We start from the raw sequence: 13589 nt of genomic DNA, 5'->3' as shown, positions 1-13589 counted from the left end.
CTGGTCAACCGGCACAGCGGCAAGGCGCTGGACGTCTACGACCTGGCCACCGAGGACGGCGCACCGATCGTGCAGTGGGCGCGCAACGACGGCGCCTGGCAGCAGTGGCAGTTCGTGGACTCCGGCGGCGGCTGGTACCGGCTGAAGTCCCGGCACAGCGGCAAGGTGCTGGACCTCCGCGACTTCTCCACCGCCGACGGCGCCGAGGTCATCCAGTGGACCGACCACAACGGCACCAACCAGCAGTTCCGCGTCGAGGACACCGACGCCGGCCATATCCAGCTGATCAACCGCAACAGCGGCAAGGCGCTGGAGGTCTGGGAGTGGTCCACCGACGACGGGGCCCGGGCGTCGCAGTACACCGATCTCAACGGGGCCAACCAGCAGTGGCAGCTCGTCAAGGTCGGCGGCGAGTCCCCCGGCGGTGACCGGCGGATGGAGCCCCTGGGCCGCGGGGTCGTGGCCGTACGCTCCAGTTCGTCCAGCGTCCTGGTGAGCTGGCGGCTGCTGGGCCTGGACCCGCAGGGCATCGGCTTCAACGTCTACCGTTCCACCGACGGCGGCTCCTGGACCAGGCTCAACAACCAGGTCCTCACCGGCGGAACCAACTACACGGACTCCACCGCCGACCTGTCACGGAACAACAGCTACCGGGTGGCGCCGGTGACCGGCGGCCAGGAGCAGGCGCCGAGCCGGGCCTTCACCCTCACCGCCCACCACGCCGTCGAACCGGTGGTCCGGGTGCCGATGCGCAACGGCGGCCCGGTGAAGTTCGTCTGGGCCGGCGACCTCGACGGCGACGGCGAGTACGACTACGTCGTCGACCGCCAGACCACCCCCCAGCGGCTGGAGGCCTACCGCAGCGACGGGCAGTTCCTGTGGCAGGTCGACATGGGCCACAACAGCACCGACCAGAACAACATCGAAGGCGGGTCCGCCACCATCGACGTGGGGCACAACGACGGCGTCACCGTCTACGACCTCGACAGCGACGGCCGCGCGGAGGTCGCGCTGCGGATCGCCAACGGCGTCACCTTCGGCAACGGCGCCACCTTCTCCCACCCCAACGACAACCACCAGTTCATCGCCATCCTCGACGGCCGCACCGGCGCGCTGCGGGCCTCCGCCCAGGTGCCGACGGACTACCTGGCCGACGGCCCGATGTACGCGCGGTTCGGGGTGGGCCACCTCAACGGCACCACGCCGAGCCTGGTGGCCTACATGAAGAACCGGATCGGCAACGGCGGCTTCAACCTCATGATGACCGCCTGGAACTTCGACGGCAGCGACGTCAGCATGCAGTGGAAGTGGCTGCGCGGCAACCAGAACGCCCCCGACGGGCACAACACCCGCATCATCGACGTCGACGGCGACGGCAAGGACGAGATCGCCGAGGTGGGGTTCGTGCTCAACGGTGACGGCACCCTGCGCTACTCGCTGGGGCACCAGGGCATCGTCCACGGCGACCGCTTCCACATCGCCGACCTCGATCCCGGCCGGCCGGGCCTGGAAGGGTATGCCGTCCAGCAGAACAACCCCAGCGGCCTGCGCGAGTTCTCCTACGACGCGGCCACCGGCCAGATCCTCTGGCAGCACTTCGGGTCCGGCACCGCCGACGTCGGACGCGGCATGGCCGGCGACATCGATCCGCGCTTCCCCGGGATGGAGGTCTGGTCCTTCAGCGGCCTGTACAACGCACCCGCCAACCGGCTCACCGAACCGGACACCGCCCTGCAGCCCTGGCCGCAGCTCGGCCTGTGGTGGGACGGGGACGTGACCATGGAACTGCTCAACGACGGCAAGATCGAGAAGTGGGACCCGCAGAACCCCACGCCGACCAACCGCGTGCCGCGGCTGGTCAGCACCTGGCACTACGGCGGCGTCACCGCCGCCCAGGGCGGCCCCACCCTCGTCGGTGACCTCTTCGGCGACTGGCGCGAGGAGGCCGTGTACACCAACGCGGACTTCAACGAGCTGATCATCTTCACCACCGACCGGCCGACCAGCACCAGGCTGTACACCCTGGCGCACAACCCGGCCTACCGGAACGCCATGACCCTCAAGGGATACATGCAGTCCCACCACGTGGACTACTTCCTCGGCGCCGGCATGAGCACACCGCCGAGGCCGGCCATCACCTACTGACCCGGCTGCCGCAGACCCCCGTGTTCCGCCCCGGGAACCAGCCGGCTCCCGGGGCGACGGCCGGCCGCCAGATCCAAGGCGCACCAACCGCCTGACCGACAACGCCCTGCGCGGCCCCCTATGCCGGGACCGGCAAGCCCGAGCCCCTCAGGCACGCCCTGGCCGGCGCCTGGTCCCGCCGCATCACCGACGAACACCGCCTGTGGTCCGCCCTCCCCCGCGACAGGAAAGTCATCATTCTCCAGGTCCGCCACCACTACGGGTAGCCTGCAGATTCTTCCCGCTGCTCCCGCCGCTCCCGCCGTGCCGGCCGAGGTCGCGCGGCCGCCGGTGCCCGGCCAGGCTTCCGGGACACGGCCGCCGCGGAGTGGCGCCCGGCGCGTCGGGTGGTGCCGCAGGTCCGTCCCCGCTCAGGCGTCGTACGGCGCCGGGGACGACGAAGAGGCAAAGGGACAGGGAGACACGGGGTGGTGCCGGTGGAGAGGTATGACGTGGTGGTGGCCGGTGGGGGGAGTGCGGGGCTGACCGGGGCGCGTGCCGCCGCCCGGCTGGGCGCGCGGGTCCTGCTGGCGGAGGTGAACGAGCCGGGCGGGGACTGCCTGTGGACCGGGTGCGTGCCCAGCAAGGCGCTGCTGCACGCCGCCGCCCGGGGCGAGGATTTCGGCGCGGCCATGGCGCAGGTGCGGCGGGCGGTGGCGGCGATCGCGCCGCACGATTCCGCGCGGGCCCTGGAGGCGCAGGGGGTGGCGGTGGTGCGGGGCCGGGCCCGGTTCACCGGGCCGCGGACGCTGGAGATCGAGGGCGGCGAGGAGGGTATCCGGCGGGTGCGGTTCCGGTATGCGCTGATCGCCACCGGCTCGGCGCCGTCCCTGCCCCCGGTGCCCGGTCTGGCCGGGGCCGGGCCGCTGACCAGCGACACCGTGTGGGAGCCGGCGGAGCCGCCGGAGCGGCTGGTGGTGCTGGGCGGCGGGCCCATCGGCTGCGAACTGGGGCAGGCGTTCGCCCGGCTGGGCGCGCGGGTGACCGTCGCGGAGATGGCGGACCGGCTGCTGCCGCGGGAGGAGCCGGCGGCCGGTGAGCTGCTGCGCGAGCGGCTGGAGGGAGAGGGCGTGACCGTGCTGACCGGGTTCCGCGCCGAGCGGGTGACGGCCGGGGAGGTGCACGGTGCCGGTGGCCGGGTGCTGCCGTTCGGGCGGCTGCTGGTCACCACCGGCCGCACGGCCAACACCTCCGGGCTGGGCCTGGCGGCGGCCGGGGTGGCGGTGACCGGGCGGGACGGCGAGGTGCGGGTGGATTCCCGGCTGCGCACCGCGAACCGGCGGATCTACGCGGCCGGGGACGTCACCGGGCGTTCGGCGTTCACCCACACCGCCGGGGCGCAGGCGGCGGCTGCCGTCACCCACGCGCTGCTGGGGCTGCGGCGCGGGCCGGATCTCACCGCCGCGCCCTGGGTGACGTTCACCGATCCGGAGGTCGCGCGGGTGGGGATGAGCGCGGCGCAGGCCAGGGAGAAGTACGGGGAGCGGGCACGGGTGCGGGTACTGAGCCACGAACGGGTGGACCGGGCCGTCGCCGACGGCCGCACCGACGGCTTCGCCACGCTGGTCATCGGCCCTGGGGGCCGGATCGTGGGCGCCACCGTCGTCGCGCCACGGGCGGGGGAGACCATCGCCCACCTGGCCACCGCCGTCCGCCTGCGCTGGACGGCGGGCGAGTACGCGAAGACCGTGCACCCCTACCCGACCTATGCCGACGGGCCCTGGCAGGCCGCCTTGGAGGAGGTCTACGCCTCGCTGGCCTCCCCCGGCACCCGCCGGGCCACCATCGCCCTGCTCGCCCTGCGCCGCGCACTGCACCGCTGACCGGTGCCGGTGACCGGCACCGCTGACCGGTGCCTGCGGCCCCGCCCACCATCGCAGGACCGCCCGGAGCAATGCCTTCGGTAAGCGGGCTCACATATGGCCGGCCGGGAGGAGCCTGGCGTGGCGGCATGGTGCTGCGTATCGCGCTGGGCGCGGTCTGTACGGCGATGGGCCTGGGCCGGCTGGTCTCGTTTACGGAGATGACCCGGATCCTGTCGGCCTATCAGCTGGTGGACGGGACGGCGGCCACGGCGTCGGCGGGTGGCTGCTTCGGCCGCTGTCTGTCCCAGTCGCTGGGCTGGCCGGTGCTGGTGCAGGACGCGCCGACTCTGGTGTACGCCGCACTGCTGCTGCGCTCCGTACGCACCGCGCGTGCCGCGCGTGCCGCGCGCGCCGCCGGGTACGACCCGGGTGACGAGACGAAGGAGCAGGTGAGGGCCGCATGACCACTGCCGAGGAGCGCGGCAAGGCCGGGAGGCGGGAGCGGGAGGAGGTGTTCGTGGAGTTCACCAGGTCCATCTGCCCGCTGTGCAAGACCCCTGTCGACGCACAGGTCAACATCCGCGACGGCAAGGTGTTTCTGCGCAAGCGCTGCAAGGAGCACGGGGAGTTCGAGGCGCTGGTCTACGGGGACGCGGAGGAGTATGTGTCCTCGGCCCGGTTCAACAAGCCGGGCACCTACCCGCTGGCCTTCCAGACCGAGGTGAAGGACGGCTGCCCGAGTGACTGCGGGCTGTGCCCGGAGCACAAGCAGCACGCCTGCCTGGGCATCATCGAGGTCAACACCGGCTGCAATCTGGACTGCCCGGTCTGCTTCGCCGATTCGGGACACCAGAGCGACGGCTACTCCATCACCCGGGAGCAGTGCGCGCGGATGCTGGACGCCTTCGTGGCGGCGGAGGGCGAGCCGGAGGTGGTGATGTTCTCCGGCGGGGAGCCCACCATCCACAAGCACATCCTCGACTTCATCGATCTCGCCCAGGCCCGGCCCATCCGGTCCGTCAACCTCAACACCAACGGCATCCGGCTCGCCAACGACCGCAGCTTCGTGGCGGAGCTGGGCAAGCGGAACCGGACGGCGGGGAAGTCGGTGAACGTCTATCTCCAGTTCGACGGTTTCGACGAGCGCACCCACCGCGAGCTGCGCGGGAAGGATCTGCGCCGCTACAAGGAGAAGGCGCTGGCCAACTGCGCCGAGCAGGGCCTGACCGTGACCCTGGTCGCGGCGGTGGAACGCGGGCTGAACGAGCACGAGCTCGGCGCGATCATCGAGTTCGGGGTGGATCATCCGGCGGTGCGCTCGGTGGCCTTCCAGCCCGTCACCCACTCCGGCCGGCACGTCCCCTTCGATCCGCTGAACCGCCTCACCAACCCCGATGTCATCGCCCTGATCAACGAGCAGCTTCCGCACTGGTTCACCAAGGGCGATTTCTTCCCGGTGCCGTGCTGCTTCCCCACCTGCCGCTCGGTCACCTATCTGCTGGTGGACGGCGAACCGGGCAACCGCAGCGTGCTGCCGCTCCCCCGGCTGCTGAACGTGGAGGACTACCTGGACTACGTCTCCAACCGGGTGCTGCCCGACGACGGCATCCGGCAGGCGCTGGAGCAGCTGTGGTCGGCCTCCGCCTCCATGGGCAGCGCCGGCACCGAGGAGCAGCTGCGCGCCACCGCCGAGGCGATCGACTGCGCCGACGCCTGCGGCATCGACCTTCCCGAGGCGGTGAAGGACCTCGGCGAGAAGGCGTTCATGATCGTGGTGCAGGACTTCCAGGACCCCTACACCCTCAACGTCAAGCAGCTGATGAAGTGCTGCGTGGAGGAGATCACCCCGGACGGGCGGCTGATCCCGTTCTGCGCCTACAACTCGGTGGGCTACCGCGAACAGGTCCGCGCACAGCAGTCCGGCGTGCCGGTCGCCGATGTGGCGCCCAACGCCCTGCCGCTGGCCGACCGCCTCACCGACACCCCCCACGGCTCCAAGACCCTGCGCGACACCCCCGGTGACGGCCATGACCACGCCTGACCCCCACGCCGCCGAGCAGCTCAAGGACTGCTGCGCCGACGCCTACGCCCGTGACATCGTCGTCGCCCTCCTGGGGGAGTCCTACCACCCGGGTGGCACGGCCCTCACCCGCCGCCTGGCCGACGCTCTCGGCCTGGCACCCGGCCGCCGCGTGCTGGATGTGGCGAGCGGGCGCGGCACCACCGCGCTGCTGCTCGCCGGCACGCACCCCGGCATCACCGCCCACGGCGTGGACTACTCCCCCGCCCACACCGCGCTGGCCACCGGCGCGGCCGAGGCGGCCGGGCTCGCCGACCGGGTCGCCTTCACCACCGGCGACGCCGAGCACCTGCCCTGCCCGGACGGCGAGTTCGATGCCGTGGTCTGCGAATGCGCGCTGTGCACCTTTCCCGACAAGGAACGGGCCGCCGCCGAGTTCGCCCGCGTACTGCGGCCCGGCGGCCGGGCGGGCATCAGCGATGTCACCGCCGACCCCGCCCGCCTGCCACCGGAACTTACCGGGCTCGCCGCCCGCATCGCCTGCATCGCGGACGCCCGCCCGCTGGACGAGTACGCCCGGCTGCTGGCCGCCGCCGGGCTGCGCGTGCTGCGCACCGAACGCCACGACCACGCCCTGCTGCGGATGACCGACCAGATCGAGGCCCGGCTGAAGCTGCTGGCCATGACCGCCCCCGGCAAGCTGGCCGCCGCCGGCCTCGACGGCGGACCGCAGGCCGCCCGCCCCGCCCTGGCCGCCGCCCGCCGCGCCGTGGCCGACGGCCGCCTCGGCTACGCCCTCCTCATCGCCGAGAAACCGGCGGCACAAGCGTGAGTGCCGTCACATTCACTGACCCGGCCCCCTGCTGGCGTCGGGAGAGACCGGCTGACCCCCGCCAGCTGCCGGACGGCCGGCACCGCCTGCATGGCCGCCGCCGGTCGCAGCAGCACCGGCCGCGGAGGCTGCGCCATCCGCCGCCGGGACGGTGACCTGTACCGGCTCATCCGGTACCGGCCACACCCGCGGGAAGGGCGGTGCCAGGGGGTTCAGGCCGCGGTGCGCATCCGTTCGAGGCCGTCGAGGATCAGGTCGAGTCCGAATTCGAACCCGCCGCCGCTGCCGCGGTGGTGGAGGTGGTGGCGGATGTGTGCGGCCACATCGGGATACCGCCCGGCCGGGAAGGTGCGCAGGTAGTCCTCGCCGATCTGCCGCATCTCGCCGGGGGCGAGGGGGAAGTCCAGTGCCTGCAGTGCGTGGCCGGTGATGTGGTTCTCGATGGTGTGGAAGGCCCGGTCGAGCAGGTCGGGCGGGAATCCGGCCTCGCGCAGGCCGCGCAGTGCGGTGTCCAGGTAGCGCATCCGTGCCGGGCCCAGGGTGATGCTGGCCGTCCACAGGGAAGCCGACCAGGGGTGGCGCAGGAACGCGGTGTACGCGGAGACCGCCCGCCGCCGGGTGCCCTCGCGCCAGTCCCGTGAGCCCTCGGGCAGCTCGATCTCCTCGGCGATGCGGTCGAGCATGCCGTCGAGCAGGTCCTGCTTGTTGTCCACATGGTTGTACAGGGCCATGCCTTTCACCCCGAGGGCCTGACCGAGCCGGCGCATCGACACGGCCGCGATGCCCTCGGCGTCGGCCAGGGCGATGCCGGCCTCCAGCACCCGGTCGCGGTTCAGGGGCACGCGGCGCCCGTCCGGCTTCGGCATGGCGATGCTCATCTCCTCTTGACGGCCTGCGCCACGAAGTCTAACGTACGGTGTAAATATTTACGGCGTAAACGATGAATGATGTACATGCGAGGATCTGGAATGAAAGCGATCGTGCAGCGTGCCTACGGCGCTCCCCCTGAGGTGCTGGAGGCCGATGACCTCGACCGGCCGGAGCCCGCGGACCACGAGGTCCTGGTGCGCGTCCGGGCCTCGTCGGTGAACCCCGCGGACTGGATGGCCGTGACCGGCCGCCCCTACGTGCTGCGGCTGGGGTTCGGCCTGAGGCGGCCCAGGCGCCGGGTGCGGGGCAAGGACGTCGCGGGGACCGTCGAGGCGGTCGGCCGCAAGGTCACCCGGTGGCGACCGGGGGACGAGGTGTTCGGCGAGCTGCCCCACGGCGCCTACGCGGAGTACGCCGTGGCCGCGGAGGACGCGCTGGCGGCCAAGCCGGCGGGGCTGGGCTTCCCGGAGGCGGCGGCCGTTCCGCTCGCGGGAGTCACCGCCCTTCAGGGACTCCGTGACGCCGGCGGCGTCCGGGCCGGCCACCGCGTGCTGGTCAACGGCGCCTCCGGGGGTGTGGGCACCTTCGCCGTGCAGATCGCCAAGTCGTTCGGCGCGCAGGTGACCGGAGTGTGCAGCACCGGCGGCACCGGCCTGGTGCGCTCGATCGGGGCCGACGAGATCATCGACTACACCCGGGAGGACTTCACGCGCAACGGGCAGTCCTACGACGTCGTCTTCGACCTCGCCGGGAACCACCCCCGGCCGGCGTACCGCCGGGTGCTGCGCCGGGACGGGACCTATGTCGCCGCCAGCGGCATGCCCGGCGGCGACGTCCTCGGGCCCCTGCCCTACGTCCTGCGGGCCGCGCTCCCCTCGCCGCGCGGCGGCCCGAGGACGAAGCCGTTCGCGGCGAAGGCGAGGGCCGGGGACCTCGCGAGGCTGGCGGAGCTGATCGCAGCCGGCGAGGTGCGGCCCGTCATCGACCGCACCTACGGGTTCACGGAGATCGCGGCGGCCCTGTCCCGGCAGGGCGAGGGCCATGCGCGGGGCAAGACCGTGGTGACCATCGCGCCCTGAATCCCGCGGCCGAGCCCCGCGCGGGCCGCACGGCTCGTCGCCGTCCCGGGCTCGCCACACCCCTTGGTTTACACCGTAAATACCCGGGTTTTCCGCGCCGGGCGAAATACTCCGGCGCACGGACCGAAAGGTACAGACCATGTCCCCGTACGCGATCCACGCCGAAGGGCTGCGCAAGCGGTACGGCGACACCGTCGCCGTCGACGGTGTCGATCTGGCGGTCCCCCAGGGCAGCGTCTACGGCTTTCTCGGCCCCAACGGGGCCGGCAAGACCACCACCATCCGGATGCTCGCGACCCTGGTCCGGCCCACCGCGCGCACGGCGCGGATCTTCGGCCACGACGTCGTCGCCGACGCCGACGCGGTACGCGCCCGCATCAGCCTCACCGGCCAGTACGCCTCGGTCGACGACGACCTCACCGGCTGGGAAAACCTGGTGCTGATGGGCAGGCTGCTCGGCCACCGGCACCGTGCCGCCGCCGGGCGGGCCCGGGAACTGCTGGCCGCATTCGGCCTCGAAGCCGCCGCCCGCCGCAGGGTCAAGCGCTACTCGGGCGGCATGCGCCGCCGCCTCGACATCGCCGCGAGCATCGTGGTCACACCCGACCTGCTGTTCCTGGACGAGCCCACCACCGGACTCGACCCGCGAAGCCGCACCCGGGTATGGGACATCGTCCGGGAACTGGCCAGGGGCGGCACCACCGTCCTGCTCACCACCCAGTACCTGGAGGAGGCCGACCGCCTGGCCGACCGCCTGGCGGTCATCGACCGGGGCCGGGTCATCGCCGAGGGCACGACCGCCGAACTCAAGCGGTCCGTCGCCACCGGGGCGGTCCACGTCCGGCTCCGGGACCCCGCCCGGCGCGAGGACGCGGCCCGGATCCTCACCCGGGTGCTGGCCGTGCCGGTGCACCACGAGGAGGACCCGGCGGCCCTCTCGGCCGGGCTGGACGATCCCGCACGGGCCGGCGCGGCACTGAGCCTGCTGGCCTGCGCCGGCATCGCGGTCAGCGACTTCAGCCTCGGCCGGCCCAGCCTCGACGAGGTCTTCCTGGCCCTCACCGGCCAGCACACCGCACCCGGGCCCCGGCAGGAGGCCACCGCATGAACACCGCCCCGGCCCCACTGCCCGCCGATGCCGCCGATGCCGCCGACGCCCCGCCCCGCCCGGCACTGCCAACCCGGACACGCCCCGCCCGCCCCGGCCGCCGCACTCGCCTTCGCCTGGCGGGCGGCCCTGCGCATCAGACACCTCCCCGACCAGCTCTTCGATGTCACCGTGTTCCCGCTGATGATGCTGGTGATGTTCACCTACCTGTTCGGCGGGGCGCTGGCCGGCTCCACCGGGGAGTACCTGCAGTCGGTGCTGCCCGGCATCCTGGTCATGACGGTCACGATGACCACCCAGTCGACCGCGGTGGCACTCAACACCGATATCGCCAAGGGGGTGTTCGACCGGTTCCGGTCACTGCCGATCTGGCGCCCGGCGCCGGTGGCCGGGGCGCTGCTGGCCGACCTGGGCCGCTACGCCATCGCCGCCACCATGATCATGGGCCTCGGCGTGCTGCTGGGCTTCCGCCCCGCCGCGGGCCCGACCGGGGTGCTGGCCGGGGTGGGCCTGGTGCTGCTGTTCGCCTGGAGCCTGTCGTGGGTCTGGACAAGCCTCGGCCTGCTGGCCCGCACCCCCGAGTCGGTGATGTTCCTCGGCATCCTGGTGACGTTCCCGATGAGCTTCGTCAGCAACGTCTTCGTCGACCCCGCCACCCTGCCCGGCTGGCTCGAAGCGTTCGTGGACGTCAACCCGGTCACGCACCTGGTCACCGCCGTACGCGGCCTGATGCACGGGGAGCCGGTCACCACCGAGACCGGCTGGGTCCTGGCCACCTGCGCCGCCCTGGTCGCCGTGTTCGCCCCCCTGACCATGCGGCTCTACCGCCGCGAACGGTAGGACCCGCACCCGCCGCCCTCCAGCACTCCCCCGGGCCCCCGTCCCGGCGGACGAACACCGCACGACACCCTCGGCACAGCCGGGAAAGGCCCCCCGTGACCAGTACCTCCACACCCCGGAGATTCGCGCTCGCCGGACTCCTGGCGCTCGCGGTCATCCCCTCGATCGCCGGCGTCTTCCGCATCGCCGAGCCGGCCGGCGGCGCGGACATCACCCCGGAGAACGCCCGGTTCTTCGCCTCCCCCGCGCCCGTGGTCGTCCACATCCTCGCCGCCGTCCCGTTCGGCGTCCTGGGCGCCTTCCAGTTCGTCCCCGCCATCCGCCGCCGGCACCCAGGCCGGCACCGCGCGGCCGGCCGGTTCCTGGTGGTGTGCGGTCTCGCCGCGGCGCTGTCAGGTCTGTGGATGACCTTGTTCTACCCCCGGGCGGAGGGCGACGGTGGCCTCTTGACCGGTGTCCGCCTGGTCTTCGGCCTGGCCATGGCCGCCTCTCTCGTCCTGGCCTTCACCGCGGTCCGGCGGCGCGACCTGGCCCGGCACCGCGCATGGATGCTGCGCGGCTACGCGATCGGGATGGGGGCGGGCACCCAGACACTGCTGTTCATACCCGCGATCGTCGTCTTCGGCCCGCCCGGGGGGCCGCCAAGGCCCTGGTCCACGCCCTCGGCTGGGTGATCAACCTCGCCGTGGCCGAGTGGCTCGCCCGCCGGCCGCGGCCGGCTCCCGTGCACCGGCCCGAGGGGTCCGGCCGCGTCCGGGCAGATTGAGCGGTTCCGCGCTCAGCAGCAGCCGGCAGCGTCAGCAGATGGCGCGGCAGGGCCAGGTCCAGGCCGGGGGCGCTGGTGAGCGCGTCATCGAAGCGGGCGGCGAAGTCCTGGGGCCGGTGTGCACGGTGGGTCCTTCCTTGCACGCGGCCTGCGGCTTCGGCGCAGGGCTGAGGCCGGTCAGAGCAGGTGGTCGGCCTTGCCGGCCTTTATCTCACGGATGAGAGTGCGCAGAGCCTCTGCTGTGTCGGTGAGGTAGTGGCTCTCCTGGCCGTTGACGGCGATGTAGGCGTTCCCGTCGGGGTCGGTGCCCAGGCGGAAGCAGTTGTTGCCCTCACCGCAGAAGGGCTCTTCCCAGGTGATGTGCGACATGGATGCTCCTCAGAGTTGACGGGCGATGGTGAGCATGAAGTCTCGCGAGTCCTCTGGTGGCAGGGCAGCCTTGGCCATCCACTCTATGTGTGCCCGGTACTTGGCGAGCTGGGCTTCCGCATGGGCGAAGACTGCTCCATGCGCGGAATCGATTTGCACAGTGTCCAGTTTGGGTACGACGCCTTCGGCGTAGAGAATGGCGTGCCCCGCGCCCGGGACGGCTCCGCACTCAACCGGAATCACCCGCAGAGTGATGTTCTCTCTTTCCGACATCACGCAGAGGTGTTCAAGCTGATGCCGGGTGACTTCACGTCCGCCGAACTGCATGCGCAATGCCGCCTCGTGGATGTAACCGACATAGGGAGGCGGCGGGTCCCTGTCCAGTACGCGCTGTCGCTGCATGCGATGGCTCACCCGCAGCTCGACCTCCAGCCGGGAGAGCGGTGGCAGAACTGCGGTGAAGACCGACCGCGCGTAGTCCTCGGTCTGGAACAGGCCCGGCAGGTGCACGGTCTGTGCAGTATGCAGGCGGACCGCGTGCCACTCAAGTTCCGCGATGTCGAGCAGGCCAGAGGGCAAGGTTCCCCGGTGCTGTTCCCACCAGCCACGTTCACCGCCTCCGGCCATCGCCGCGAGTGCTTCGACGTAAAGGGCGTCGGTGCAGTCGTAGTTGCTGGTCAGGGTTCGCACACGTTCTGGGCTGATCACTCGTACGCCTGACTCCATGTTGGAGATCTTGTTGCGGTCCACGCCCAGCAGCCCGGCCGCGTACTCGGTGCTCCGCCCAGCGGCGACCCGGAGTTTGCGCAGTTCAGCGCCCAGCCGCTTCTGGCGCTCGGTGGGTGTGCGTCGCGTCGGCATGCCGTCCTCTCCAACTCTGGCGGCCTCAGTCTGCCGTGACAGGCCGATCTCGGTCCAACTCGATAGTGGCAAATGCCTCTCAGCTGGTGGCACTGTGCCGCGCGAACCGCTAGCTTCGAGTAACGCGCCAGCCACGGACGGCATCTGCCGGAAGTGCACCGCGCGAGCGTGCCCGCCTTTCCCCGGGGTGGGTGTGCTCGTTGCCCGGGGAGGCGAGCCACCGGTGCGGCCGTCCGGCGCGTGGGTCTGCGATCCGTTCCACGAACCACCACCGCACAGCGAGGAGTTCCGTCATGCCCGGAATCCCGTCCCCCACCCTGCCCACCGCTATCCCGCCCGCCATTCCGGCCATCCCGTCCCACTGGACGTTCCCCGCCGAACCGCTGTCCGTGCGGCGGGCCCGCCAGGCCGTGGCCGAGGCACTGCCCGGCGCCTGCCGCCCGCAACTGCGGGACGATCTGCGGCTGCTGGCCTCCGAACTGGTCACCAACTCCGTCCGCTACGGGCCGCAGCCCACCGAGGACCACCTCATCGAGGTGGTCCTGTGGAGGGGTGACGGGCACTATTGGCTGGCCGTCTCGGACGCCGGGAGCACCCTGCCGATCATCACCCGCTCCGCCGGTCCCGGCGCACGCGGCGGGCGCGGCGGGCGCGGCCTGCTGCTGGTGGACGCCCTCGCCGCCGCCTGGGCCGTCATCCCCCGCCCCGCCCGGGGCAAGACAGTGGTGGCAGGAGTGCGGCTGCACGACCGTGACTGAGGGCCGCGAGGGGGACTCCGCGCAGGCGCGCGGCCGCTGCTGAGGCCCCCGCCGCGACTGCGGCGGGGGCCTGGTGTGTGGGATCTCGGTCCGGGCA

13 protein-coding genes and 2 pseudogenes are annotated in these 13589 nt (G+C 72.1%); 12 read left to right on the top strand and 3 right to left on the bottom strand.

Features of this window, described 5'->3' with window-relative positions:
- The 7 genes and pseudogenes from BM242_RS31250 to BM242_RS27680 form a co-directional block, all read left to right on the top strand.
- Nucleotides 1-690: pseudogene (locus BM242_RS31250) on the top strand (RICIN domain-containing protein); the annotation flags it as partial.
- 57 nt (nt 691-747) lie between these two features.
- Nucleotides 748-2145, top strand: coding sequence for a rhamnogalacturonan lyase family protein (locus BM242_RS27705; RefSeq protein ID WP_425443941.1), 1398 nt, complete (start codon nt 748-750; stop codon nt 2143-2145).
- Between the two features lie 122 nt (nt 2146-2267).
- Nucleotides 2268-2411, top strand: a pseudogene (locus tag BM242_RS27700) (Txe/YoeB family addiction module toxin); the annotation flags it as partial.
- A gap of 204 nt (nt 2412-2615) precedes the next feature.
- Complete coding sequence (locus tag BM242_RS27695) at nt 2616-4007, top strand: dihydrolipoyl dehydrogenase family protein (RefSeq protein WP_245834574.1); 1392 nt, start codon at nt 2616-2618, stop codon at nt 4005-4007.
- 128 nt (nt 4008-4135) lie between these two features.
- Complete coding sequence (locus BM242_RS27690) at nt 4136-4453, top strand: hypothetical protein (protein WP_093841698.1); 318 nt, start codon at nt 4136-4138, stop codon at nt 4451-4453.
- Nucleotides 4450-6030: a radical SAM protein gene (locus BM242_RS27685; RefSeq protein ID WP_093841697.1), complete on the top strand. Its 1581-nt coding sequence runs from the start codon at nt 4450-4452 to the stop codon at nt 6028-6030. The genes BM242_RS27690 and BM242_RS27685 overlap by 4 nt, the downstream gene beginning before the upstream one ends.
- Nucleotides 6017-6841, top strand: coding sequence for a class I SAM-dependent methyltransferase (locus BM242_RS27680; protein ID WP_093841696.1), 825 nt, complete (start codon nt 6017-6019; stop codon nt 6839-6841). The genes BM242_RS27685 and BM242_RS27680 overlap by 14 nt, the downstream gene beginning before the upstream one ends.
- Before the next feature lie 212 nt (nt 6842-7053).
- On the opposite strand, the gene BM242_RS27675 is transcribed toward BM242_RS27680, so the two are convergent.
- Nucleotides 7054-7719, bottom strand: coding sequence for a TetR/AcrR family transcriptional regulator (locus BM242_RS27675; protein ID WP_217652604.1), 666 nt, complete (start codon nt 7717-7719; stop codon nt 7054-7056).
- 90 nt (nt 7720-7809) lie between these two features.
- Here BM242_RS27675 and BM242_RS27670 point away from each other — a divergent pair, with 90 nt between their 5' ends.
- The 4 genes from BM242_RS27670 to BM242_RS27655 all read left to right on the top strand — a co-directional run bounded on the left by BM242_RS27670 (nt 7810) and on the right by BM242_RS27655 (nt 11412).
- Complete coding sequence (locus BM242_RS27670; RefSeq protein ID WP_093841695.1) at nt 7810-8790, top strand: NAD(P)-dependent alcohol dehydrogenase; 981 nt, start codon at nt 7810-7812, stop codon at nt 8788-8790.
- Between the two features lie 139 nt (nt 8791-8929).
- On the top strand, nt 8930-9898 hold the full coding sequence (locus tag BM242_RS27665) for an ATP-binding cassette domain-containing protein (protein ID WP_093841694.1): 969 nt from the start codon (nt 8930-8932) through the stop codon (nt 9896-9898).
- A 36-nt stretch (nt 9899-9934) separates the two neighbouring features.
- A complete protein-coding gene (locus BM242_RS27660; protein ID WP_245834573.1) occupies nt 9935-10738 on the top strand; it encodes an ABC transporter permease in 804 nt (267 codons plus the stop codon).
- A 95-nt stretch (nt 10739-10833) separates the two neighbouring features.
- Complete coding sequence (locus BM242_RS27655; protein ID WP_217652602.1) at nt 10834-11412, top strand: DUF2306 domain-containing protein; 579 nt, start codon at nt 10834-10836, stop codon at nt 11410-11412.
- A gap of 269 nt (nt 11413-11681) precedes the next feature.
- Here BM242_RS27655 and BM242_RS27650 read toward each other — a convergent pair whose 3' ends face one another.
- Both BM242_RS27650 and BM242_RS27645 read right to left on the bottom strand, forming a co-directional pair.
- Nucleotides 11682-11873 carry a hypothetical protein gene (locus BM242_RS27650; protein ID WP_093841693.1) on the bottom strand — a complete coding sequence of 64 codons (192 nt, stop codon included), beginning with the start codon at nt 11871-11873 and terminating at the stop codon, nt 11682-11684.
- A 9-nt stretch (nt 11874-11882) separates the two neighbouring features.
- Nucleotides 11883-12734 (bottom strand): helix-turn-helix domain-containing protein, encoded by an 852-nt coding sequence (locus BM242_RS27645; RefSeq protein WP_093841692.1) that lies wholly within the window; start codon nt 12732-12734, stop codon nt 11883-11885.
- A 293-nt stretch (nt 12735-13027) separates the two neighbouring features.
- Here BM242_RS27645 and BM242_RS27640 point away from each other — a divergent pair, with 293 nt between their 5' ends.
- A complete protein-coding gene (locus BM242_RS27640; protein ID WP_093841691.1) occupies nt 13028-13492 on the top strand; it encodes an ATP-binding protein in 465 nt (154 codons plus the stop codon).
- Nucleotides 13493-13589 lie beyond the last annotated feature (97 nt).

The sequence above is a fragment of the Streptomyces aidingensis genome (assembly GCF_900112355.1).
In the GTDB taxonomy this organism is placed as follows: domain Bacteria; phylum Actinomycetota; class Actinomycetes; order Streptomycetales; family Streptomycetaceae; genus Streptomyces; species Streptomyces aidingensis.
This window is presented reverse-complemented; position numbering and strand designations above follow the sequence as displayed.

Bases quoted from the DNA above. Each gene is read 5' to 3' on its own strand.
- BM242_RS27660 (WP_245834573.1), top strand. From the start codon at position 9,935: ATGCCGCCGACGCCCCGCCCCGCCCGGCACTGCCAACCCGGACACGCC.
- BM242_RS27685 (WP_093841697.1), top strand. From the start codon at position 4,450: ATGACCACTGCCGAGGAGCGCGGCAAGGCCGGGAGGCGGGAGCGGGAG.
- BM242_RS27650 (WP_093841693.1), bottom strand. From the start codon at position 11,873: ATGTCGCACATCACCTGGGAAGAGCCCTTCTGCGGTGAGGGCAACAAC.
- BM242_RS27645 (WP_093841692.1), bottom strand. From the start codon at position 12,734: ATGCCGACGCGACGCACACCCACCGAGCGCCAGAAGCGGCTGGGCGCT.
- BM242_RS27665 (WP_093841694.1), top strand. From the start codon at position 8,930: ATGTCCCCGTACGCGATCCACGCCGAAGGGCTGCGCAAGCGGTACGGC.
- BM242_RS27690 (WP_093841698.1), top strand. From the start codon at position 4,136: ATGGTGCTGCGTATCGCGCTGGGCGCGGTCTGTACGGCGATGGGCCTG.
- BM242_RS27680 (WP_093841696.1), top strand. From the start codon at position 6,017: ATGACCACGCCTGACCCCCACGCCGCCGAGCAGCTCAAGGACTGCTGC.
- BM242_RS27640 (WP_093841691.1), top strand. From the start codon at position 13,028: ATGCCCGGAATCCCGTCCCCCACCCTGCCCACCGCTATCCCGCCCGCC.
- BM242_RS27705 (WP_425443941.1), top strand. From the start codon at position 748: ATGCGCAACGGCGGCCCGGTGAAGTTCGTCTGGGCCGGCGACCTCGAC.
- BM242_RS27675 (WP_217652604.1), bottom strand. From the start codon at position 7,719: ATGAGCATCGCCATGCCGAAGCCGGACGGGCGCCGCGTGCCCCTGAAC.
- BM242_RS27670 (WP_093841695.1), top strand. From the start codon at position 7,810: ATGAAAGCGATCGTGCAGCGTGCCTACGGCGCTCCCCCTGAGGTGCTG.